General features: G+C 62.5%; 19 protein-coding genes. 10 read left to right on the top strand and 9 right to left on the bottom strand.

Going from position 1 to position 21,802, the window contains the following annotated elements; all coding sequences use genetic code 11:
• The first annotated feature begins 38 nt into the window (after nucleotides 1–38).
• Nucleotides 39–2,057, top strand: coding sequence for a TonB-dependent receptor (locus tag QRN22_RS03900; RefSeq protein WP_042551781.1), 2,019 nt, complete (start codon nucleotides 39–41; stop codon nucleotides 2,055–2,057).
• Between the two features lie 52 nt (nucleotides 2,058–2,109).
• On the opposite strand, the gene QRN22_RS03895 is transcribed toward QRN22_RS03900, so the two are convergent.
• Both QRN22_RS03895 and QRN22_RS03890 read right to left on the bottom strand, forming a co-directional pair.
• Nucleotides 2,110–2,661, bottom strand: coding sequence for a thioesterase family protein (locus tag QRN22_RS03895; protein WP_042551782.1), 552 nt, complete (start codon nucleotides 2,659–2,661; stop codon nucleotides 2,110–2,112).
• A 544-nt stretch (nucleotides 2,662–3,205) separates the two neighbouring features.
• Nucleotides 3,206–4,810, bottom strand: coding sequence for a histidine kinase famiy protein (locus tag QRN22_RS03890; RefSeq protein ID WP_042551784.1), 1,605 nt, complete (start codon nucleotides 4,808–4,810; stop codon nucleotides 3,206–3,208).
• Nucleotides 4,811–5,062: 252 nt separating this feature from the next.
• On the opposite strand from QRN22_RS03890, the gene QRN22_RS03885 reads away from it, so the two are divergent.
• Entirely contained in the window at nucleotides 5,063–7,831 is a 2,769-nt protein-coding gene (locus QRN22_RS03885; protein WP_082045674.1) for a PAS domain-containing protein, read from the top strand.
• Nucleotides 7,832–7,899: 68 nt separating this feature from the next.
• On the opposite strand, the gene QRN22_RS03880 is transcribed toward QRN22_RS03885, so the two are convergent.
• Nucleotides 7,900–8,337: a hemerythrin domain-containing protein gene (locus tag QRN22_RS03880; RefSeq protein ID WP_042551785.1), complete on the bottom strand. Its 438-nt coding sequence runs from the start codon at nucleotides 8,335–8,337 to the stop codon at nucleotides 7,900–7,902.
• A 157-nt stretch (nucleotides 8,338–8,494) separates the two neighbouring features.
• On the bottom strand, nucleotides 8,495–8,830 hold the full coding sequence (locus tag QRN22_RS03875; protein ID WP_082045663.1) for an ArsR/SmtB family transcription factor: 336 nt from the start codon (nucleotides 8,828–8,830) through the stop codon (nucleotides 8,495–8,497).
• Nucleotides 8,831–8,883: 53 nt separating this feature from the next.
• Here QRN22_RS03875 and QRN22_RS03870 point away from each other — a divergent pair, with 53 nt between their 5' ends.
• Complete coding sequence (locus QRN22_RS03870; RefSeq protein WP_042551786.1) at nucleotides 8,884–9,975, top strand: NADH:flavin oxidoreductase/NADH oxidase; 1,092 nt, start codon at nucleotides 8,884–8,886, stop codon at nucleotides 9,973–9,975.
• A gap of 65 nt (nucleotides 9,976–10,040) precedes the next feature.
• On the opposite strand, the gene argC is transcribed toward QRN22_RS03870, so the two are convergent.
• Nucleotides 10,041–10,979 carry an N-acetyl-gamma-glutamyl-phosphate reductase gene (gene argC / locus QRN22_RS03865; protein WP_042551787.1) on the bottom strand — a complete coding sequence of 313 codons (939 nt, stop codon included), beginning with the start codon at nucleotides 10,977–10,979 and terminating at the stop codon, nucleotides 10,041–10,043.
• A 105-nt stretch (nucleotides 10,980–11,084) separates the two neighbouring features.
• Between argC and QRN22_RS03860 the strand changes: the two genes are divergently transcribed.
• Nucleotides 11,085–11,984: a LysR family transcriptional regulator gene (locus QRN22_RS03860; RefSeq protein WP_042551788.1), complete on the top strand. Its 900-nt coding sequence runs from the start codon at nucleotides 11,085–11,087 to the stop codon at nucleotides 11,982–11,984.
• A 159-nt stretch (nucleotides 11,985–12,143) separates the two neighbouring features.
• Nucleotides 12,144–13,457 carry a sensor histidine kinase gene (locus QRN22_RS03855; protein ID WP_042551789.1) on the top strand — a complete coding sequence of 438 codons (1,314 nt, stop codon included), beginning with the start codon at nucleotides 12,144–12,146 and terminating at the stop codon, nucleotides 13,455–13,457.
• Here QRN22_RS03855 and QRN22_RS03850 read toward each other — a convergent pair.
• Nucleotides 13,432–14,589: a phospholipase D-like domain-containing protein gene (locus tag QRN22_RS03850; protein ID WP_042551790.1), complete on the bottom strand. Its 1,158-nt coding sequence runs from the start codon at nucleotides 14,587–14,589 to the stop codon at nucleotides 13,432–13,434. The genes QRN22_RS03855 and QRN22_RS03850 overlap by 26 nt on opposite strands.
• Before the next feature lie 133 nt (nucleotides 14,590–14,722).
• Nucleotides 14,723–15,016: a hypothetical protein gene (locus QRN22_RS03845; protein ID WP_042551791.1), complete on the bottom strand. Its 294-nt coding sequence runs from the start codon at nucleotides 15,014–15,016 to the stop codon at nucleotides 14,723–14,725.
• A 223-nt stretch (nucleotides 15,017–15,239) separates the two neighbouring features.
• Between QRN22_RS03845 and olsB the strand changes: the two genes are divergently transcribed.
• Entirely contained in the window at nucleotides 15,240–15,998 is a 759-nt protein-coding gene (olsB, locus tag QRN22_RS03840; RefSeq protein ID WP_042551792.1) for an L-ornithine N(alpha)-acyltransferase, read from the top strand.
• 120 nt (nucleotides 15,999–16,118) lie between these two features.
• A complete protein-coding gene (locus QRN22_RS03835) occupies nucleotides 16,119–16,895 on the top strand; it encodes a lysophospholipid acyltransferase family protein (protein WP_042551793.1) in 777 nt (258 codons plus the stop codon).
• A gap of 3 nt (nucleotides 16,896–16,898) precedes the next feature.
• Here the strand turns inward: QRN22_RS03835 and QRN22_RS03830 are convergent, their stop codons facing one another.
• Entirely contained in the window at nucleotides 16,899–17,948 is a 1,050-nt protein-coding gene (locus QRN22_RS03830; RefSeq protein WP_042551794.1) for an AbrB family transcriptional regulator, read from the bottom strand.
• Between the two features lie 431 nt (nucleotides 17,949–18,379).
• On the opposite strand from QRN22_RS03830, the gene QRN22_RS03825 reads away from it, so the two are divergent.
• Nucleotides 18,380–19,291, top strand: a complete 912-nt coding sequence (locus QRN22_RS03825; RefSeq protein ID WP_042551795.1) for a GntR family transcriptional regulator — start codon at nucleotides 18,380–18,382, stop codon at nucleotides 19,289–19,291.
• A 56-nt stretch (nucleotides 19,292–19,347) separates the two neighbouring features.
• Here QRN22_RS03825 and QRN22_RS03820 read toward each other — a convergent pair whose 3' ends face one another.
• Nucleotides 19,348–19,923, bottom strand: a complete 576-nt coding sequence (locus QRN22_RS03820) for an acyl carrier protein phosphodiesterase (RefSeq protein WP_042551862.1) — start codon at nucleotides 19,921–19,923, stop codon at nucleotides 19,348–19,350.
• Nucleotides 19,924–20,079: 156 nt separating this feature from the next.
• On the opposite strand from QRN22_RS03820, the gene QRN22_RS03815 reads away from it, so the two are divergent.
• Nucleotides 20,080–20,391 carry an ArsR/SmtB family transcription factor gene (locus QRN22_RS03815; protein ID WP_042551796.1) on the top strand — a complete coding sequence of 104 codons (312 nt, stop codon included), beginning with the start codon at nucleotides 20,080–20,082 and terminating at the stop codon, nucleotides 20,389–20,391.
• A gap of 92 nt (nucleotides 20,392–20,483) precedes the next feature.
• Nucleotides 20,484–21,533, top strand: a complete 1,050-nt coding sequence (locus QRN22_RS03810) for an alkene reductase (RefSeq protein ID WP_042551797.1) — start codon at nucleotides 20,484–20,486, stop codon at nucleotides 21,531–21,533.
• The last annotated feature ends 269 nt before the right edge of the window (nucleotides 21,534–21,802 follow it).

Here is a 21,802-nt window from a genome sequence, read left to right as displayed (position 1 = left end):
TGCCGCCACCACTCGCGCGCCATTCGGCGCCAACCGTCATGCTCGCCTGCCTGTTCGCCCTCACGCCGCTGAGCCAGGCCGTTGCCGACACCCGCAGCCCCGGCGATTCGGTCGTCACCCTGGGCGCGGTCAGCGTCGTTGCCGGGCAAGCCGGCCCGCTGGCCAGCCACAACATTCTCAGCTCGGTCGATGTGCTCGGCGCCGACATCCTCGAAAAGCAGCCGGTGCAATACAGCTGGGAACTGTTCAGCCGAGCGCCCGGCGTGATGCTGACTCAATTCAACCAGGGCACCACCTCCGGCAAGCTGTCGTTTCGCGGCTTCAACGGCGAGGGTGAGGTGAATGCCGTCAAGCTGCTGATCGATGGTATTCCCAGCAATACCAACGACGGCAACATGCCCTTCATCGATATGGTCTTCCCGCTGGAGATCGACAGTATCGAAGTGGTGCGCGGCACCAACGACCCGCGCTACGGGCTGCACAACATCGCCGGCAACGCCAGCATCAATACCCGCCAGGGCGGCAACGACGGCAAGTTGCGGCTGCGCTACGGCAGCTTCGACACCCGTGAGCTGCAACTGGTGAAGGGCGTCGAGGACGGCAACTGGAGCCAGAACTATTCGTTCAGCTACCAAGGCAGTGAGGGCTACCGGGATCATGCCAAGGCCGAGCGCATGAGCTTCGCCGGCAAGTGGTTCTATACCGCAGACGATGACGCCTGGCGTGCCGGTCTGATCGCCCGGCACTACACGGCCGATGCCGACGAAGCGGGCTACCTGAGCCGTGCAGACTCCCGCGAGCGGCCTCGGCAGTCCTATGCCAACAACGCCACCGACACCGGTGAGCGGGAAATGAACCAGCTCAGCCTGCACCTGGATGCCAACCTCTCGCAGACACTGAGCTGGGCCAGCAAGGCCTACGTGAACACCTTCGAAGACCGCCGCTGGACGCAGTACTGGCGCACCTCGTCGCAGCAAGAACGCTACGCCGACGAAACCCAGTACGGCGCGCTGAGCAGCCTGACCTGGCGCCCCGAGGTGGAGCACCTGCATGCCTTCGCCCTGGAGGGTGGTGCCGAGGTACAGCGCCAGGAGAACGAAAGCCTGCGTTACCGCACGCAGCAGCGCAACCGCGTGGCGCAGACCCGCGATCAGCAGTTCGACCTGAATGTTTACGGCACCTATGTGCAGGCGGTGATCGAGCCCACCGACACGCTGAAGATCATCCCGGCGTACCGGGTCGACAAGCTGTATGGCGGCTACGTCAATGGTTTGAGCGGTGAGCATGCCGACGTCAATGACTATGGTCTGATCAAACAGCCGAAGATCAGCGTCGTCTACTCGCCCTGGGAGCAAGCCAGTCTCTACGCCAACTGGGGCCGCAGCTATCAGGTCGGTGTCGGCTCGGCGGCTTATCGCCTGGCGACCCTCAGCGACGACCTGAAACCCTCGATCAACGATGGCTGGGAAACCGGGATCAAGTTCAAGCCAGCCGCCTGGATCGATGGCCGTATCGCCTACTGGGAACAGAAGGCCTCGGATGAAGTGCAGCGCAAGCTCAACGACGCGGTCGGCGATGCCGAGAACGTCGGCAAGACCCTGCGCAAGGGTTGGGACCTGCAGCTCAACCTGTACCCCAGCGACGCCAGCAGCCTCTGGCTGTCCTACTCGCAGCAGTTCTCGGAGATCCTCGAGCCCAACCCCAACCTGCCGGCCAGCAAGGGCAAGGAGATGGATCACGTGCCCCATCACCTGTACGCCGCAGGCTCGACCTACCAGCTGACCCCTGAGCTCGAGCTGTCCGCCTGGCTCAACGGCCAGAGCGACTATTACCTGGAGCGCACCAACAGCACCGGCAAATTCGGCGATTACGTGCTGCTCAACCTGGGGGCGGTTTATCAGCTCACGCCCACCCTGAGCGTCGACGTGCAAGCCAAGAACATCACCGACCGCTACTACGAATACGCCTGGTACGACGACAGCGCCGGTGTGCAGCAATCGCTACACGCTGCCGGCGATGGTCGGGCGGTCTATGCAGGCTTGACGCTGGACTTCTAGAGGACGGCCATGGCCACGTAGCGACTGCATACGTGGCCATGCCGCGATGACGCTAGCTTGCCTCGCCCTGCTCTTCGTCACGCAACTGGCTGCTCAACCTGTCACAGCTCTCCGACCAGTTGCTCAACCAGTCGGGCAGTGGCGGCGATTGTTCGGGCAAATTCAGCTCCAGCGCGAACGCTCCTGGCGACACGTTACCATTCGGCCCGCGGAACAACCCGCGCATGATGACCATGCCCAGCACCCGGCCATCCTTCACGAAGCGGTGCTCGATAAAGCTCCATTTCTCATCCCAACCCAACATCCGGGTATGAATGTCGAACGATTGGAACAACTTCAGTTCGCGGCGAAACTTGCCCCATACGTCACCGACGATGGGCAGGGCACGATGCTTCAGGGCAACTCGAAACGCGCCGCTGCGCAGCACGTAATCCATGCGTCCGACATCGGCGAGGGTGAAGTAGCGACCGTTGGTGACATGCCGGTTCAGGTCCAGGTCCAACGGCCAGACGCGCATGCGCACCACCGTCGTTTCGAACGCGGAGACCGGGCGGCGCCAGGGGCGGCGCAGAAGCATCAGGAAAAGGCGAAACCAGAGATTCATGGAGCGAGAGCCTGCACGAACGAAAGAGCGTGCACTGTAAGCGCCGCTCGTCAGGCGAGGTAGCAGCAGAACTGCCTTACTCCATGGGATTTACGCAAACCAAGCCACGCTGAAACGCATGGACTGCAAGCCGATCATCGAACAGCTCATGCTAGCGGCGACTTCCCAGGCCGGGTGCGGGGCCGGAATGCCGTTCGGGCCATGGCCTGGTCGCTCGGCCAAGGCTGCGAAGCTCCTGCACCCTTTTGGTCTGGGCGATGAAATCGAGCATCACCGCCTGCACCAATGGCCCATTGGCCAACTGCGCGGTGCTCAGGCACCTGACACCCAAGCACTGGCCTTCGTTGGACATAGCCGTGAAGCATATGCCCGTAGGGCCTCTCTCGAGGTCCAGCTGGCAGCCCGTTTCCTCGGTAAATCTATTTATATATATGTCCATAAGCTTGTGAGGCGCATAGGCATAAATCGGTTCGCATTGTATCGATACCACTCGTCAGGGGTTCGCTTGCAGCGCCTGCCGGGCCGCTCGGAACCCGAGCGCTGATCACCCCACGCCCGTGGGCCCCTCGATGACCTGGCGCACCTTGCGAGCGAGGTCGTTCGGCACATAGGGTTTGGAGATCACGTCGAATTCGCTGCCACCGGCGTCGGTGCGCTCCAGGGAGTTTTCCGAGTAACCGGTGGTGAGCAGCACCCGTTGGCCGGGCTTGCGACGCCTTGCCTCGCGGGCGAGCATGACCCCATTCATGCCACCGGGCATGATCAGATCGGTGAACAACAGGTCGTAATCGGCCGCTTCGAGCATTTGCAAGGCTTCCCGAGCGTTCAGGGCGATCTCTGCCACGTAGCCGTAGTCCTCGAGCACCATCTTGGCCAGATCCGCGACATCGGGGCGATCCTCGACGACCAGCACGCGCTCGGTGCCATTGCGCTCGCCGGATCGCTCTTTCGACGGGCTGTGGATGACCTGACTGTCATCGGCTGGGAAATACAGGCGCAAGGTGGTGCCGACACCCTCCTCCGAATAGATTCTCACGGTGCCGCCAGACTGCTTGACGAACCCGTAGACCATCGACAGACCAAGGCCGGAGCCTTTGCCTTCCTCCTTGGTGGTGAAGAACGGATCCATCACCCGCTTGCTTACGCTCTCGGGCATGCCCATACCATTGTCGGTGATGGCGATGCTCACGTAGCGACCCGGCATCAGCCCGTCATAGGACATGCTGCCCAGGTCCTCGACCACCACGTTCTTGGTTTCGATATGAACCATTGGATGGTCGCGCCCTTCGAGAGCGTCGCGCGCATTGATGAGGATATTGAGAAAGGCGACCTCGGCCTGGGTCGGATCGATCCGGCAATTCCATAGCGAATTTTCCAGCGTCAGGCGCAGGTTCACCCTGCCCAGGGTTCTTTCGCCGAGTTCCTGGAAGCCATTGACCAGCCCATTGAGATTGAGCACCCGGCCTTCGAGCTTCTGCTTGCGCGAGAACGCCAGCAACTGCTGAGTCAGCGTGGCAGCGCGATCGGCGGCGTTGCGCGCATTGTGCACGCAGCGGCGGATGCGATCCTGATCGTATTCGGGTTTGCTCGCGGTGCGATCGAGCACCTCGAGATAACCGATCATCACCTGCAGCAGGTTGTTGAAGTCGTGGGCGATACCGCCAGTGAGCTGGCCCAGCGCCTCCATCTTCTGCGCCTGACGCAGCCCCTCCTCGGCATCGCGACGACGGCTGATATCGAGCTGCGAGGCGAAGAAATAGATCAGTTCACCGGCATCGTTGTACACTGGCGAGATGAACAGCGCGTTCCAGAACGTCGAACCGTCCTTGCGGTAGTTGATCAGTTCAACGGCTATCTCCTTGCGCTGCGCGATGGCTTCACGCACCTGCGTGACGACGGAACGATCGGTTTCCGGCCCTTGCAGAAATCGGCAGTTCCTGTCGACGATTTCCTCGACGCTGTAGCCCGTCATCTCGAGGAACGCGTTATTGGCGAAGATGATCGGGTTATCGTCTCTATTCGGGTCGGTAACGATCATCGGCATGCGGGTGGTTTCCACCGCAGCGAAAAAGATGTTCTTGCCGGAAGCAGAGATATCGCCGGATGAGGAGTTATCGACCCGGAAGTTCTGTTTACCGCTGGTAGACATCGGCTTTACCTGTATGACTGTCGCAGCCAGCGAAGCGGCCGCTCTGTATAATTCGAGCAAATGGCCATCAAGAAGTTCTACAGGCAATGTTCCATGTACAAGTTCGAGCGGTTTGTGGCGAGCTTATTGGCGACCGACCCAGCAGCCACGAAGTCGGCAGCGGTGCTGCGCTGAAACAATGAACCTGTGAACGCCAATGCCTCTAATGGCAAACTCCTGGCTGTCGCCCGTCCGCAAGCGCAAGGTGCCCTCGTGCAATCCAGCAAAGATTTCGATTGGTCATCGACGCCGCTTGGCGCACTCGAGAATTGGCCAGCCGCGCTACGCACCACCTACGGCATCATGAGCACCAGCAGCTTCGCCATGTGCGCGACCTGGGGCCCGGAACGCACCCTGATCTACAACGACGCTTACATACCCTTCCTCGGTGATCGCCATCCCAAGGCGCTTGGCATGGCGATACACCTCGTCTGGAGCGACGTGTGGGACGCCATTGGCCCACTGGTGGAAAAAGTACTGGCTGGCACTCCGATTCATGACCAGAACATGCACCTGGTGATGACCCGCAACGGCTACCCCGAAGACACTTACTGGACGTTTTCCTACAGCCCTCTGGAAGACGCCTCAGGGGCAGTCGCAGGCTTCCTCAACGTAGCCATCGAAACCACTCAGGTGGTGACGATCCAGCAGCCCGCCATCGCCAACGCCGAGCGCGTGCAACTGGCCCTCGCGGCAGGGGCCATTATCGGCACCTGGTTCTGGGATCTGCCCACCAACCGCTTCACCGTGGACGAGGCGTTCGCCCGCAACTTCGGTCTGGACCCGGCGCTTGGCCGTGACGGCCTCAGCCTGCAACAGGTGGTCGAAACGGTTCATCCCGACGATATTCAGAGCCTGCTCGATGCCATCAACGAGGCAATCTCCCGCGGCGGCCCCTACGCCCACCAGTATCGGGTGCGGCGGGCCGATGGCCGTTATTACTGGCTGGAGGCCAATGGGCGCGTCGAGCTGGCGGCCGATGGCAGTGGGCTGAGTTTTCCTGGCGTGTTGATCGACGTGGAAGAGCGACGCGCCATCGAGGGCGAGCGCGACCGTGCCATCGCCCGGGTCATGGCGCTCAACGATGAACTGGAGCAGAAAGTCATCGCGCAGACCTTCGAGCGTGGTCGCACCTGGCAGATAACGCCGGACCTGCTTGGCGTACTCAACGACGATGGCTTTTTCGAAGCCTCCAACCCCGCCTGGCAGGCGACCCTGGGCTGGACCGAAGAGGAACTGTCCAATACCCACTTCCTGGCATTCGTACACCCCGAGGACCAGGCCGATACGCAACGCGTCTGGCGGCAGATCAAGGAGGCTGGCGAGCCGGCCCTGGGCCTGGAGAATCGCTTCTGCAGCAAGGATGGTGAATGGCGCTGGCTGTCCTGGGTGGCCGTGCCCAGTGGCGGCAAGACCTACTGCTCCGCCCGGGACGTGACCCGCGAGAAGCTCAACCGGGCCGAGCTGAAAAAGCGCACCGCCGAACGCGACCGCCTCTGGGAAAGCACCAATGACCTGATGGGTTCTGCCGGGCTCGATGGTTATTTCAAGACGATCAATCCTGCATGGTCACAATTGCTTGGCTGGGAATCGGAACAGCTGCTTCGCGCGCCCTTCATGGACGTGGTGGTCGAAGAAGACCGGGCCGATGTCAGCGCCCTGATGCAACGCCTCGGCAACGGTGAGAAGGCCAGCGGCTTCACCAGTCGCCTGCGCTGCAAGACCGGTGAAGCACGCTCGTTCCTGTGGACGGCCGCGCCGGACGCACAAGGCAGCATCATCCATTTCGTCGGCCGCGACGTCACCGCCCAGCACATGGCTGAAGAGTCGCTGCGCCAGTCCCAGAAAATGGAAGCGATCGGACAATTGACCGGGGGTATCGCCCACGACTTCAACAACCTGCTCGCGGGTATTTCCGGCTCGCTGGAACTGATGCATCTGCGCATCGAACAGGGCCGCTTCCATGAACTGACCAAATACATGGGCTCGGCGGAAACCGCCACCCGCCGTGCCGCCGCCCTGACCCATCGCCTGCTGGCCTTCTCGCGCCGGCAGACGCTGCTGCCCAAGCCGACGGACGCCAACCTGCTGATCGCCGGCATGCTGGAGATGATCCAGCGCACCGTGGGCCCGGCAATCAGCCTGGAAAGCGAGTTGCTGCCCGACCTGTGGACCGCACTGGTGGATGCCTCGCAGCTGGAGAATACCCTGCTCAACCTGTGCATCAACGCCCGTGACGCCATGCCCAATGGCGGCGTGATCAGGACCACCACGCAGAACCTGTGGATAGACGCCAGGCGGGGTGCGACGCTCAACCTGCCCGAGGGCCACTACCTGAGCCTGGCCGTGCAGGACAATGGTGTGGGCATGTCGCAACAGGTGGTCGCCCGTGCAGTCGAACCCTTCTTCACCACCAAACCGATGGGCGAAGGCACCGGTCTCGGCCTGTCCATGGCCTACGGTTTCGCCAAGCAGTCCGGCGGCCAGATGCGCATCACCTCGACGGTGGGCGAAGGCACGGTAGTGACCCTCTACCTGCCACGTCATGACGGCAAGGCGGAAGTCGAGACGACGCCCTCCTCCATCGCCGGGCTCGAGCTGACGCCCGGGGGCAGTGGCAAGACGGCGCTGGTTGTCGATGACGAACCGGCGATCCGCATGCTGGTCAGCGAAGTGCTCGAAGAACTTGGCCTGCAGGTGATCGAAGCCGGCGACAGCGCCGAGGGCTTGAGCATTCTGCAATCGGAAACGCAGGTGGACCTGCTGATCAGCGATGTCGGCTTGCCAGGCGGCATGAACGGCCGGCAAATGGCCGATGCCGCACTGACTCGCCGACCGCAGATGCCCGTACTGCTGATTACCGGTTACGCGGAAAACTCACTGCTCACCGATGGCCAGTTACGCCCGGGAATGACGGTGCTGACCAAGCCGTTCACCCTCGATGCGTTGGCCTCGCGCATACGCGAGTTGATGGTCGGCTAACCGTCGACGCCTCTTCAAGGCTCAAGACGCATGGCCGCGCGATCGGCAGCTCGCGCGGCAAACCGCTCTCAGCCCAGAGCGTCCTCGTAGTCCTTGACGTAGTCGCTCGCCAGCGCGGTTTTCTGCTGCTGGGTGAGCATCTTGCCGGCCTGCTGGAAGAAGGTGTGTTCCTCGTCCTCCAGGTGATGGAAGATCTTCTCCTTCAGCTTGCGAGCGGTGGCGATCCACGAAGGGCTGGAAGGATCGGTTTCTTCCAGGGTCTCCAGCAGTTCGTCCATCTCGTGGTGCTCGGCGACACCGTGGCGCGAAAGATCGACACCGGAGTCGTGCTTCATCAGCGGCGAGTAGAAGAACCGCTCTTCCGCTCGCGCATGGGCGAGAAGCTCCTCTTTCAGCTCACGGTAATACTGGGCGCGCTCTGGCGAATCGCCCTGGGTGGCGACCAGCGCCTCGGCCATGGCCCGCTGGCGATCGTGGCTTTCTCGCAATGCTTCGAATATCTGCATGGGGTTCTCTCATCAGGTTACGGATTGTCCGTGGCCTTTCGAGGCCATCTGCAGAGTCAGACCGAGGCGGCAAAATCGTGGTTCAACCAATAAACGCGCGCGACCGAGCCCACCGGCACATGCAGCAGGACAAAAAGCAGTGGGTGTGAGTGGTGTATCAGTGCTGCGAAAGGATGGCGGTCAGCAGCCCGGGAAAGCGCGTATCCAGCTCGGCGCTGCGCAAGGAGTTCATGTGCGTGGTACCGATGTTGCGCGTATGCACCAGACCGGCATCACGCAGCACCCTGAAATGGTGAGACATGCTGGACTTCGGGCGGCCGCCATCGAGCTCACCACAAGTGGCCTCCGCCACACCGGCCAGGCAGCGAACGATCTCCAGGCGAACGGGGTCACTCAGGGCGTACAACAGACGCTCGAGTGTCAGGTCACGGGGATCGGGATGTTTGAAGGGGCGCATGGTGCACATGATAACGGGGCTATCGACAATTGCCATAGTTCGATTATGATCGAACAACAGTAACGAACGAATCAATCTGGAGTTAGCCCATGTCTGCGCTGTTCGAACCCTTCAAGCTGAAAGACGTCACCCTTCGCAACCGCATCGCCATCCCGCCGATGTGCCAGTACATGGCCGACGGCGGCATCATCAACGACTGGCACCACGTTCACCTCGCTGGCATGGCCCGTGGCGGCGCCGGCCTGGTGGTCGTCGAGGCTACCGCCGTTGCCCCGGAAGGCCGCATCACCCCCGGCTGCGCCGGCATCTGGAGCGACGAGCACGCCCAGGCATTCGTCCCGGTGGTGCAAGCAATCAAGGCCGCTGGCTCGGTGCCAGGCATCCAGATCGCCCACGCTGGCCGCAAAGCCAGCGCCAATCGCCCATGGGAAGGCGACGACCACATCGCCGATAACGATTCACGCGGCTGGGAAACCATCGCGCCATCCGCCATCGCCTTTGGCGCCAACCTGCCGAAAGTGCCGCGCGCCATGACCCTGGAAGACATCGCCCGGGTACGTCAGAACTTCGTCGACGCGGCCCGCCGCGCCCGTGACGCCGGTTTCGAATGGATCGAACTGCACTTCGCCCACGGCTACCTGGGCCAGAGCTTCTTCTCCGAGCACTCCAACCAGCGCACCGACGCCTACGGCGGCAGCTTCGACAACCGTAGCCGCTTCCTGCTGGAAACCCTCGCTGCCGTGCGCGAAGTCTGGCCCGAGCACCTGCCGCTGACCGCTCGTTTCGGGGTGCTCGAATACGACGGCCGTGACGAGCAGACCCTCGAAGAATCCATCGAACTGGCCCGCCGCTTCAAGGCGGGCGGTCTGGACCTGCTGAGCGTCAGCGTCGGCTTCACCATCCCCGACACCAACATTCCATGGGGCCCGGCCTTCATGGGGCCCATCGCCGAACGCGTACGCCGCGAGGCCGACCTGCCGGTGACCTCCGCCTGGGGCTTCGGTACGCCGCAATTGGCCGAAGAAGCGGTCAAGGCCGGCCACCTCGACCTGGTGTCCATCGGCCGCGCCCACCTGGCCGACCCGCACTGGCCGTACTTCGCCGCCAAGGAACTGGGTGTCGACAACGCCTCCTGGACACTGCCAGCCCCCTACGCCCACTGGCTGGAACGCTACCGCTAAGCGGCGATAGCGCGGTCGCCCGGCTGCATCGGTAGCTGGGCGAATACAAATACCTGCGACTGCGATCAACGCGCCTTGAGCCCGTTCATCATCAGGTCCAGATTCTGTACCGCAGCACCAGCCGCACCCTTGCCGAGATTGTCGAACACGGCGGTCAGTAGAACCTGTCCGGACTCGTCGTTACCCAATACCGCCAGCCGCATACCGTCGCTTCCATTGAGTGCTTGCGGATCCAGATGAGACAGCTCATTCGCCTCATGCCTGGGCATTACCTGCACGTACCTGGCAGCGCGGTAGTGTGTGGCCAGGCAGTCATGGATCTGCTGTGCACTGGCGCCTTCTGATAGAAAGCGGCGATGCAGAGCAATGGTCAGTACGATGCCCTGCCTGTAGGCACCATAGGCGGGAACGAAGACCGGCCGTTCAATCAGCCCGCTATATCGTTGAATTTCCGGTACATGCTTATGGGCGAGGCCAAGCCCGTAAACCTGCAGCGCAGGGGCCTGCAACGAGTGCTCTCCTTCGTACTGATCCACACCCGCTCGGCCTTTCCCGGAATACCCTGATACGGCATGAATGACCGCGGGATAATCTCGTTGCAGCAACCCCGCTGCCAACAATGGGTGCAGCAAACCTATAGCGCCGGTGGGGTAGCAGCCGGGATTGCTTACTCGATTTGCCGTCGCAATCCTGCAAGCCTGCGCGCAGTTCATCTCGGCGAAACCGTAGACCCAATCCGGATGAGTACGATGTGCAGAGCTGGCATCGATGACCCTGACGTGCGGACTTTCAATAGCTGCCACGGCATCACGAGACGCCTGATCGGGCAGACATAGAATCGCGAAGTCGCACGCATCGATGGCATCGGCACGACGCTTGGGATCCTTGCGATCTTCGGGGGCCAGCGTCACCAGCTTGAGATCAGATCGACTGCGCAGGCGCTGGTGGATCTGCAAGCCGGTGGTGCCCTGATCGCCGTCGATAAACACGGTTGGAGACTTCATGCTTCTTCACTCGGGGAGAAAGAATTTCATCCTCCAAGAACCAGAAAGATTGTAAAAGTTGAATTTATAAATCCTATAATTCATATTTTATGAACAGAGACAGCCATGCGTGAAGTTAGCCTGGATCGCCTACGAACACTGGTCGCTGTCGCTGATCTGGGCTCCTTTGCCCAGGCTGCCACTTTGCTGAGCTTGGCTCCGCCAACTGTAAGCCTGCACATATCCGAACTAGAGTCACGCGTTGGCGGCAAACTGCTCACCCGTACTCGCGGCAACATTCAGCCCTCTGCGATTGGCTACACACTGATTGAACGCGCACGCCGTTTACTTGCAGATGCCGAGCAAGCGCTGGACGAGGTGAGACGGCAGGTACAAGGACTGACTGGACGCGTGCGGCTAGGCGCTTCCACTGGCGCGCTTGCCCAATTGCTACCACAGGCATTGGAGATACTGAGCGAGCGTCACCCGGCAATCGATATTCAGGTCTCCGTACTCACGTCACAGGAAACACTGAGGCACCTCACCGAAGGCCAATTGGAAATTGGTCTGGTCGCACTACCGCAGCCAGCCATCAAGAATGTGCAGATCACACCGTGGCGCCGCGATCCCGTAATGGCTTTCCTGCCTGCTCGCTGGAATTGCCCCGACTCGGTGACTCCACAGTGGCTGGCAAATCAACCGCTAATTCTGAATGACAAAAGCACCCAGCTTTCAAGATTGATTACCGAGTGGTTCGCACCCGCCGAAAAGCTGCCGACACCGCGTATCGAGCTGAACTACAACGACGCGATCAAGAGCCTCGTCGCAGCAGGATACGGTGCCACGCTGCTTCCCCACGAAGCGTCCACACCGCAACCCGACCCAAGAATCCTGATGTGCCCGATAACCCCTGAACTGTGGCGGCAACTCGGCATTGCACACCGCGGCAAGGATCTGGAACGCGCGACACAGCACGTTCTCGATGTGCTGTGGGAACTGCATACGGATAAGGCGTCAGCCGACTAACCAAAGACCCTGAAGTCGACCACTTCGTTGGTTGCGCAATCACCGAAGAGCCGCCTGTTAGCGGCGCAAACTGCACACGATTGATCACCTCACAAGTTGCTTGCCGTTCATCGGCGGCACAGCGCATGATGCGGCCATTCCCTGCCTGCGGTACCTCCGATGCCCCATCGCCCTGCCCCCTTCCCGCTCGATGAGGAAGAGCGTGTTCTTTCTCTGGAACACCTCGAGGTTCTCGACTCCGCTCCGGAGCAGGGCTTCGATGACGTGGTGCAACTGGCGACCACCCTGTGCGAAACACCGATCGCTCTGGTGTCACTGGTCGACCGCGAGCGGCAGTGGTTCAAGGCGTGCATCGGCCTGGAGGTCAGTGAGACCCATCGCGATCTGGCGTTCTGTGCCCATGCGATTCTCGAGCCCGAGGAACTGCTCGTCGTGGAGGATGCCAGCCAGGATCCGCGCTTCCAGCACAGCGCTCTGGTACTCGGCCCGCCCTACATCCGTTTTTACGCAGGTGCGCCGATTCGTACCGATGCGGGCCACCCACTGGGAACCGTCTGCGTGATCGACACACGACCACGTACGCTCAGCGCGGCGCAGCGCGTTGCACTACAGGCGCTGGCACGGCAAACCGCAGCGCTGCTGCAGTTGCGTCTGCTCGAAGTGCAGCGTGAACAGCGAGCCGGTGAGTTGATCGTGCAGTTGCAGCAGGCTCAGGCTCAACACCGCGAGGCTGAAGAATCGCTGCGCCATGCGCGGCGCGTGTCCTCTCTGGGAATGCTCACGGCGAGCATCGCCCATGATGTGAACAACCTGCTGCAAGTGCTGAGTGCCAGCCTGCAGATGGCTCATCTGCGTGCCCGTCGACCGGCGGACGTGGAGCGTTTCTGCCAGACCGGCCTGCAAGCGGTGGAGCAAGGTGGCATGCTGATCCGCCAGTTGCTGGCCAACGTGCGCCAGGACGGCCCGGAGCTGGCCTGCGTCGATATCAGCGAACGCATCGAAAGATCCCGTGACTTGTTCGCTGGCACCCTGGGCGATGCCATCGAACTGAGCTTCGACCTGGCGGCCAGAGACGTGGCGGTGATGTGCGACGAGGTGCAGCTGCAGGCCGTGGTGCTCAACCTGCTCAGCAACGCCCGCGACGCCATGCAAGGCCGCGGTCAGGTGCAGATCGCCACGCGCCAGCAACAGGTCTCGGGGGACTCGCTGCTGGGCGACGGCACCTACCTGGTGCTCAGCGTCAGGGACACTGGCCCGGGCATGTCCGAGGAACTGGCGAGCAAGGTGTTCGACCCGTTCTTCACCACCAAGCAGGCCGGCCAGGGAACCGGGCTGGGGCTGGCCCAGGCGCGTGATTTCGCCAACGACACCGGCGGTGACGTGCGTGTCGAAACGGCGCCAGGCGCCGGCACCACCATGAACCTCTACCTGCGAGTGCTGGGCCGCATCAGCGCCGTCGGTCGAGCAGGTTGACCACCAGACGATCCAGCCAGCCCCACAGGCGCTGACGCAGACGCTTCCAGAACGGTCGCGCCTGCCACATCTGCAGGTCGACCTCACGGCTCTGCGGGAAGTCGACTTCGAAGCTCCGCTGCACCGCCTCGGTGAAATCCGCGTCCAGGGTCTCGACGTTGGCATCCAGATTGAAACGCAGGTTCCAGTGGTCGAAGTTGCAGGAGCCGACACTTGTCCAGTCGTCCACCAGCACCATCTTCAGATGCAGAAACCGCGGGCGGAATTCGAAGATACGCACACCGGCCTTGAGCAATCGCGGGTAATAACGCTGACCGGCGAAGCGCACGGGTGGGTTGTCGGTGTGCCGGCCACTGAGCAGCAAGCGAACGTCGACGCCCCGCGCCGCGGCCTTGCGCAGAGCACGGCGCACTTTCCAGGTGGGCAGAAAATAGGGTGTGGCCAGCCACACGCGCTGCTGCGCGCCATTCAGGGCGCGGATCAACGACTGCAGAATATCGCGGTGCTGGCGGGCATCGGCGTAGGCCACCCTGCCCCAGCCCGCTCCGGCGGACGGCAGGTGGGGTAGCGGCTTGCGGTGCGGCGTGAGGTAAGGGCGCCAGGCGAAACGCGCATTGTTGGCCTGCCACTGACGGTCGAACAGCTGCAACCAGTCGGCCACCAGCGGCCCGTCGATCTCCACCATCACTTCGTGCCAGGCGCTTACCGGTTCGCTGGGCGTCCAGAACTCATCGGTAGAACCGGTTCCACCGACGAAGGCGACCCGGTCGTCGACCACCAGCAGCTTGCGGTGATCACGGTACAGATTGCGCGCCCCGCGGCGCCAGCGTATCGGGTTGTACCAGCGCAGCTGTATACCGGCATCGAGCATCGATTGCCGGTCCTGCTGGCCAAGCCCCTGGCAGCCGAAGGCGTCGAACAGACAGCGCACCACCACGCCCCGCCGTGCGGCTTCGCACAGGGCACGCAAGAGCGCGTCGGTACAGGCACTGCTGACCACCAGATACTGCTCGAGCTCGACCGTTTCCCGGGCCGCGTCGATGCACGCGATCATCCGCGGGAAAAAGGCAGGGCCATCGTTGAGCAGGGTGAAGCGATTACCTTCCCGCCAGGGAAATACCTGACCGGACATCAATCGTTCTCAGCGGGCAAAAGGTAGGACGACGGGCGCATGGCATTTCGGCCGAGGGCTAGGGATGCGCCACGATAGCCGCCCGCGAGCGCCTTGCAAAGCGCCACCCAAAGGCTGCCATGGGGCTCGTGCATCACTGCCGCTGGCCGCACATCCGACAGCGGCCTCCCACCATCACTCCCGTGCAGCGCTGGCAGTCGCCGTTCAGGGTGCCGCGGCGCCAGCGCCAGATCTGCAGCAGACGCTGCACAGCCCACAAGGCCCCGCCCGCCGGTAGCAGGACCATCCAGGGAAAAAGCGCCCGCACGGTCGGCGCCCAGGATGCCAGCGCAGCCCCCTGCTGCGACAACAGCACCAGAGCCATCATCAGGATCGCGCCGCCGATGATGAGGATGAAGGGCACAGCCAGGTTTCTGACGAAGAACATCCGCGCACACGCTCAAGAACTATCGGGCGCCTATGGTAAGCAAGGTTGCGCAAAGACTGAACCTGATCGTTGGTCGCCCCTGTCACACAAGCATCATCGAAGCTTCACAGTGGTGACACCCGCCCTGCCTAGCCTGCAATTGTTTCCTGAGTTTGCTCAGGTCAGCAGGCCAATCCGGTTCGAGTGCGCAGCAACGCTGCCCCGACCGCAACGGAGGTAAGGCATGACCCAGAACGCCATGGCACCCGCGCGCAGCACCACTCCCCGTCGCCTGCAGGCAGAACGCCTGACCACCTCGCGCGCCCTGCGCGAAGCACAGGCCCTGCGCTTTCGTGTGTTCAGCGCCGAGTTCGACGCCAAACTGAAAGGCGCCGAGTTGGGCCTGGACATGGACGACTACGACCTGCACTGCCAGCACATCGGCGTGCGCGACCTGAACAGCGGCGAGCTGGTGGCCACCACGCGCCTGCTCGACCATCAGGCCGCAGCCGGCCTCGGCCGCTTCTACAGCGAAGAAGAATTCGCCCTGCATGGCCTGCGCCACCTGCAAGGGCCGGTGCTGGAGATCGGACGCACCTGCGTGGACAGCGCGTACCGCAACGGCGGCACCATCGCCGTGCTGTGGGCCGAGCTGGCCGAAGTGCTCAACGAGGGCGGCTATCGCTACCTGATGGGCTGCGCCAGCATCCCCATGCAGGACGGCGGCATCCAGGCGCAAGCGATCATGCAGCGCCTGCGCGAGCGCCACCTGTGCACCGAAAACCTGCGTGCGGAGCCGAAAACGCCGCTGCCTGCCCTGGAGCTTTCCGGCAACGTCATCGCCGAGATGCCGCCACTGCTCAAGGCTTACATGCGTCTGGGCGCGAAGGTGTGTGGCGAGCCGTGCTGGGACAAGGATTTTCAGGTCGCTGACGTGTTCATCCTGCTCAAGCGTGACGAGCTGTGCCCGCGTTATGCGCGGCATTTCAAGGCGGCGGTCTGAGTGAAAACTTGCTGGCGGCAGCCGGGCGCGGTAGATAATGCGCCGCAGGTTGCCGCCAATGGCTCACGGCTGCGACCAGCGTACGCGTCCACCCACCGCCCTGCAGGTCAGAAACCGCCTATGAGTAAACTGCGTTTGTATGTGCGTCTGATCCGCCTGCTGGTGGTGATCGCTGCAGGTACCCTGCTCGCCGCCTCGCTGGTGCCCATCGAACGGCTGACCCGCCGTGACCTGACGGGCCTGCGCCAGCGCATGACCCGCTGGTTCATGGCGCGCCTGAGCAACGCATTGCCCTTTCGGGTCAGCGTTAGCGGGCAGTTGCCGCAAAAACCCATGCTGTGGCTGAGCAATCACATTTCCTGGACCGACATTCCGCTGATCGGCATGCTGGCGCCGCTGTCGTTCCTGTCCAAAGCCGAAGTACGCACCTGGCCGATAGCCGGCTGGCTGGCACACAAGGCCGGTACGCTGTTCATCCGCCGGGGTGCGGGAGATGGCGGATTGCTGAATCAGCAGCTGGGCCGCCACCTGAACGGCGGCAGGCACCTGCTGATCTTCCCGGAAGGCACCACCTGCGATGGCACGGCACTGCGCACGTTCCACGGCCGTTTGCTGAGCAGCGCCATCGAAAGCGGCATTGCGCTGCAGCCTGTGGCCATCCGTTACCTGCGCGACGGTCAGCGCTGCCCCGTGGCGCCCTTCATCGGTGACGACGACATGCTTTCGCACCTGCTGCGCCTGATGAGCAGCGATGTCGCCGAGGTGCAGATCCAGTTGCTGGAGCCGATCGACAGCAGTTCGGGCAACCGAAACGAACTGGCCCGTCGCGCCCAGGCAGCCGTCAATGCCGCGCTGTACGGCGCGGACCAAAGCCAGGATGCCGCGCAGGCGGCATGAGGCTCACGACTTTGCCAGCGCCTGATTTTCCGTGCGCAGCCAGCGCCTGAAAATCGGTTCGGCAAGGAACAACACCAGGAACAGGCGGATCACTTGCATGGCGGTCACCAGCGGTACCGCCAGTTGCAGCGTTTCCGCGGTCAGGCTCATTTCGGCGATGCCGCCCGGCATCATGCCCAGGGTCAGGGACTGAAAGTCCAAGCCGCTCACCCAGCCGATCAGCACGGCAGCGAGGAACGCCACCAGCATCATCGCCAGGGTGGTGACCAGCGTGCGGGCCAGGAAGGACGGCGCGTAGCGAAAGAAAGCACGGTTGAAGAAACAGCCCAATGCGCTGCCGATCATCAATTGTCCGACCTGACTGGCGCCAGCAGGCAGGGTGCTGCTCAGGTCGAAACCGATGCTGAACAGCGCGCTGATCAGCAGTGGCCCGAACAGCCAGGGGTTGGGCTGCTTGAGCCGCTGCAGCAGCCAACCGGCGCCCCCCGCCAGTGGCAGAATCATCGCCAGCCAGGGCCAGTCGGGGTTGGACGCGTGCAGATGAACCTCGCCCTCGCCCATCAGAAACTTGAACAGCGCCGGTACCAGCAATACCACCGCAACAACCCGCAAGCTTTGCGCCGCCGCGACGCGGGTCAGCTCGGCACCATTGCGCGCGCCCAGGTTGACCATTTCTCCGGAGCCGCCAGGCATGCTCGAGAAGTACGCGGTCGCCATGGTTTCCCCGGTTCGGCGCATGAACCACACGCCGATGATGCTGCTCAGCACGGTGATCAACGCACCGATGACGATAGGTATCAGGTGCCCGGCGATCTGCCCGACCAGTGCCGGGGTGAAGTGCAAACCGATACCGATACCGATGATCCACTGACCAAATTTGCGGCCTCCGGGAAATGGTCGCAGCTGCCAGGCCGTGGTACAGCGCACCAGGATGACGGCGACCAGCGAGCCGATCATCCAGGGCAGCGGCCAGCCGATGGCGCTGGCGATCACGGCTCCGATCGCGCCAACCAGGGGCGTTCCCAGGTAATTCAGCCAGTGGCCTTTGAACATTGTTTCCCCTTGGATGGATGCGACTGCAGTACCGCGATAACGCCACGTCGAGTGGCGCACCGCGAAAAAAGCCAGCTCATGCGGAGCGATCGGATCAGCCGACGTGGCTGATCGAGCGTCGATGGGCGCTGGAGAGAATCGGAGGCGACACAACGCGTATGCTCTTTGTCGTCACGCAGCTCATCCGATCACCGAAAAAACCAGATGAAAGCCCGCCAAATCTAGACTCATCGGTTACTCAGGGAATGCAATATTGATCTTAATTCAAACAAAAAACAATATTCGTTTATCGTAACGAAGCGCTGCAGCATCTTTGCGCGCAGCGGATTACGTAGCAGAATGCAGCGCCTGGCTGCCGAAATCGGCCAGTTCGACAGTGTCCGGGACGAGACTCGACGCCCACCGTAATGGCTCAGGAAAACAACACCCCGATGGTTCTCACCGCCTTGCAGAAACGCGTTGCCCGCGAGGTCATCGCCTACGTCCGCCACGAGCGCCTGCCCGTTGGCCATCACCTGGCGGAGTCCCATCTGGCGCAGACCCTGAACACCTCACGCACGCCGGTGAAGTTCGTCCTGAACCATCTCACCGAGCGCGGCATGCTCAAGCACGACCGCAACCGAGGCTTCTTCCTGGCCCGGGCAGCCGACGACCTCAACGATCTGGTGTTGGAGATTGCCGAAGCCGAAGAGAATTCGGTGTACATGAAATTCGTCGAGCTGCGTTTGTCACGGCAGCTCCCGGAGCACCTCAGCGAAATCGACCTGATGCGCCAGTTCGGTGTATCGCGCACCGAACTGCGCTCGGCGCTGCTGCGCATGCAGCAGGAAGGCTGGGCCGAACAGCGCACGGGCCAGGGCTGGCGCATGCTGCCGGTGATCGATTCGATAGAGGCCTACGAGGAAAGCTTCAGTTTCAGGGTCACCATCGAGCCGGCCGGTCTGCTCTCACCGACCTTTCAGGTCGACCAGAAGGTACTGGCGCTGTGTCGCCAGCAACAGGAATACATCGCCACGACCGGCTACCTGAGCATGACCACCCAGGAACTGTTCGAAGCCAATTCGAAATTCCACGAGATACTCGCCGGTTTCTCCGGCAACCGCTTTCTGCTGCAATCGCTGAAACGCCTCAATGGCTTGCGCCGCCTGGTCGAATACAGCGTGGACCTGCCCAGGCCGACGCGGCGCAAGCAGGTACTGGAGCATCTGGAAATTCTCGACCTGATCGAACGCGGCGACCGCCTCGGTGCCGCTGACCGCCTGCGTGCGCACCTGGAAGGTGCCAGACGCAACAAGCTCAACCCGGCCCTGCTCGAACGACTCGGCCTGCAGAACGAAGACTAGGGTGTGTTGAGGTTTCGCCCACGGCCCTTCGGCTCGCGCTGAAACGTCAACAGACCCTAGCCCCGCTGCTCGCGGGCGAAGGCCATGAGCTGCGGGTAGAACGCGCGGAAGTCCTCGCTCAAGGGCTCGTACAGACGGCGCAAGTCGTCCAGCCCGCCATCCAGCAAGCCAGGCCGCGACAGGCGACGCGACATGCCGGCGATCACCTGGCCAAGCACCTCGAAATCCCGATAACTGCCCAACCAATCCTGAGCGGCCATACGCGGCGCCATGTACTGCAAGTGGCCAGGCAACTGCGCCTCGGCGGCCAGTATCTGGTAAACGCGGGTGGTAAAGCGATCCAGCGGCTGCTCGCTGTAACGCTGCCAGTCCCGCGCCAGGCAATGGTCGAAGAACAGATCGAGGAAGATCCCGGCGACCCGGCGGCGCTCTGCGGGAAAGCGCGCCCGGGCCTGGGCCTGCAGCGGATGGCTGTCGGTAAAGGCGTCGATTCGCCGGTGCAACGCGATGCCCGCTTCGATGGTAGCCGGCCACTGTCCGGTCAGCGGCCCTTTGACGAAATCGCCGTACAGGCTGCCGAGCAGTTCGGCGGGCGCGTTTCCGCCCAGATGCAGATGTGCGAGGTAGTTCATGTCCGGCAGCTTAAGGCCTGGGCCTGCCACTGGCGAGATGCCGCCCATCACACCGGTCGATATGCATTATCTGCCTGAACGATCTGTATATCGCCAAGTCCCGATATAGAGTTCGCTGTATCGCGATATTGCGTTGCACCGATATCAGGAGAACCGATGAGCAGCGACGACATCGAATTGGATGACGTCATCAAGGCCCTGGCCCACCCGGTGCGCCGGGACATCCTGCGCTGGCTCAAGGAGCCCGAGGCGTATTTCGCCCAGCCGGATCACACCTTCGACATCGGCGTGTGTGCCGGCAAGTTCGATGAGCGCACGGGCCTGTCGCAATCCACGGTATCGGCACATCTGGCCACCTTGCAGCGTGCCGGTCTGGTGACCAGCCGCAAGGTCGGCCAGTGGAATTTCTTCAAACGCAACGACGCAACCATCGATGCCTTCCTGCGCCAGATCGGCCAGGCACTCTGATTCTCCGGCGCGGATCGCCACCTTGCCGATCTTTTCCAACCGCACACCCGTACATCAACCCGTTCCGAGCGAATGACCCAAGGATCCTGACCATGACCACACTGTTCGACCCCATCAAGATCGGCGATCTGGAACTCGCCAACCGCATCATCATGGCCCCCCTGACCCGCTGCCGCGCCGACGAAGGTCGTGTGCCCAATGCGCTGATGGCCGAGTATTACGTACAGCGCGCATCGGCCGGGCTGATCATCAGCGAAGCCACGTCGGTCACACCGATGGGCGTGGGCTACCCGAATACCCCCGGCATCTGGTCCGACGACCAGGTGCGTGGCTGGAGCGGCGTGACCAAGGCGGTACATGCCAATGGCGGCAAGATCGTTCTGCAACTCTGGCACGTGGGGCGGATTTCCGACCCGTCGTACCTGGACGGCGAACTGCCGGTGGCCCCCAGCGCCATCCAGCCCGCCGGGCACGTCAGCCTGATTCGCCCGATGAAGGACTACGTGACCCCACGTGCCCTGGAAACCGAAGAGATCGCCGATATCGTCGAGGCCTACCGGCTGGGCGCGGAAAACGCCAAGGCTGCCGGCTTCGACGGCGTGGAAATCCACGGCGCCAATGGCTACCTGCTCGACCAGTTCCTGCAGGACAGCACCAACCAGCGCACCGACAACTACGGCGGCTCCCTGGAAAACCGTGCGCGCCTGCTGCTGGAAGTCACCGATGCCGTGCTGAGCGTCTGGGAACCGGGCCGTGTCGGCGTGCACCTGGCGCCCCGCGCGGACAGCCATGACATGGGCGATTCCAACCGCGCGGAAACCTTCACCTACGTGGCTCGCGAACTCGGCAAGCGCAACATCGCCTTTCTCTGCGCTCGCGAGCGGGAAGCCGATGACAGCCTGTCGCCGAGCCTGAAAGAAGCCTTTGGCGGCGTATTCATCGCCAACGAGCGCTTCTCGAAGGATCAGGCCAATGCCTGGCTGGCCAGCGGCAAGGCCGATGCGGTGGCCTTCGGCGTGCCCTTCATCGCCAACCCGGACCTGCCGGAACGCCTGCGCCAGGGCGCCGCACTGAACGAAGCGCACAGCGAGACCTTCTACGGCTCGGGCCCGGTCGGCTATATCGACTACCCGCGCCTGTAACTTACGCCGCGCAACAAAAAGCCCGCGTTCTCACGCGGGCTTTTTGTTGGCTGGCAATTCTCTAAAATGGCAAATCGCAGTTGCACTTACGGTCTAGCGAGCTAGAAACCTGCAAGGGCCAGGCGCCGCACAAAACCAGGCGAGCAAGCGCAGTGTACTGGTGTACATGAGCATGACTCGCTTCGCTCACCCTTCGGGCCGCGCTAAAGCGCGTCAGCCGCGAGCGGCTGTCCAAGCCTGTTTTCAACGCCGCAGGGCCGACGCGCAGC

This window comes from Pseudomonas sp. MEJ086 (genome assembly GCF_030209025.1).
In the GTDB taxonomy this organism is placed as follows: Bacteria; Pseudomonadota; Gammaproteobacteria; order Pseudomonadales; family Pseudomonadaceae; genus Aquipseudomonas; species Aquipseudomonas fulva_A.
This window is presented reverse-complemented; position numbering and strand designations above follow the sequence as displayed.

Excerpts from the sequence above, each read along its gene's own strand:
- QRN22_RS03900 (WP_042551781.1), top strand. The coding sequence starts at position 39 with ATGCTCGCCTGCCTGTTCGCCCTCACGCCGCTGAGCCAGGCCGTTGCC.
- QRN22_RS03895 (WP_042551782.1), bottom strand. The coding sequence starts at position 2,661 with ATGAATCTCTGGTTTCGCCTTTTCCTGATGCTTCTGCGCCGCCCCTGG.
- QRN22_RS03890 (WP_042551784.1), bottom strand. The coding sequence starts at position 4,810 with ATGTCTACCAGCGGTAAACAGAACTTCCGGGTCGATAACTCCTCATCC.
- QRN22_RS03880 (WP_042551785.1), bottom strand. The coding sequence starts at position 8,337 with ATGCAGATATTCGAAGCATTGCGAGAAAGCCACGATCGCCAGCGGGCC.
- QRN22_RS03875 (WP_082045663.1), bottom strand. The coding sequence starts at position 8,830 with ATGGCAATTGTCGATAGCCCCGTTATCATGTGCACCATGCGCCCCTTC.
- QRN22_RS03870 (WP_042551786.1), top strand. The coding sequence starts at position 8,884 with ATGTCTGCGCTGTTCGAACCCTTCAAGCTGAAAGACGTCACCCTTCGC.
- argC (WP_042551787.1), bottom strand. The coding sequence starts at position 10,979 with ATGAAGTCTCCAACCGTGTTTATCGACGGCGATCAGGGCACCACCGGC.
- QRN22_RS03860 (WP_042551788.1), top strand. The coding sequence starts at position 11,085 with ATGCGTGAAGTTAGCCTGGATCGCCTACGAACACTGGTCGCTGTCGCT.
- QRN22_RS03855 (WP_042551789.1), top strand. The coding sequence starts at position 12,144 with ATGCCCCATCGCCCTGCCCCCTTCCCGCTCGATGAGGAAGAGCGTGTT.
- QRN22_RS03850 (WP_042551790.1), bottom strand. The coding sequence starts at position 14,589 with ATGTCCGGTCAGGTATTTCCCTGGCGGGAAGGTAATCGCTTCACCCTG.
- QRN22_RS03845 (WP_042551791.1), bottom strand. The coding sequence starts at position 15,016 with ATGTTCTTCGTCAGAAACCTGGCTGTGCCCTTCATCCTCATCATCGGC.
- olsB (WP_042551792.1), top strand. The coding sequence starts at position 15,240 with ATGACCCAGAACGCCATGGCACCCGCGCGCAGCACCACTCCCCGTCGC.
- QRN22_RS03835 (WP_042551793.1), top strand. The coding sequence starts at position 16,119 with ATGAGTAAACTGCGTTTGTATGTGCGTCTGATCCGCCTGCTGGTGGTG.
- QRN22_RS03830 (WP_042551794.1), bottom strand. The coding sequence starts at position 17,948 with ATGTTCAAAGGCCACTGGCTGAATTACCTGGGAACGCCCCTGGTTGGC.
- QRN22_RS03825 (WP_042551795.1), top strand. The coding sequence starts at position 18,380 with ATGGTTCTCACCGCCTTGCAGAAACGCGTTGCCCGCGAGGTCATCGCC.
- QRN22_RS03820 (WP_042551862.1), bottom strand. The coding sequence starts at position 19,923 with ATGAACTACCTCGCACATCTGCATCTGGGCGGAAACGCGCCCGCCGAA.
- QRN22_RS03815 (WP_042551796.1), top strand. The coding sequence starts at position 20,080 with ATGAGCAGCGACGACATCGAATTGGATGACGTCATCAAGGCCCTGGCC.
- QRN22_RS03810 (WP_042551797.1), top strand. The coding sequence starts at position 20,484 with ATGACCACACTGTTCGACCCCATCAAGATCGGCGATCTGGAACTCGCC.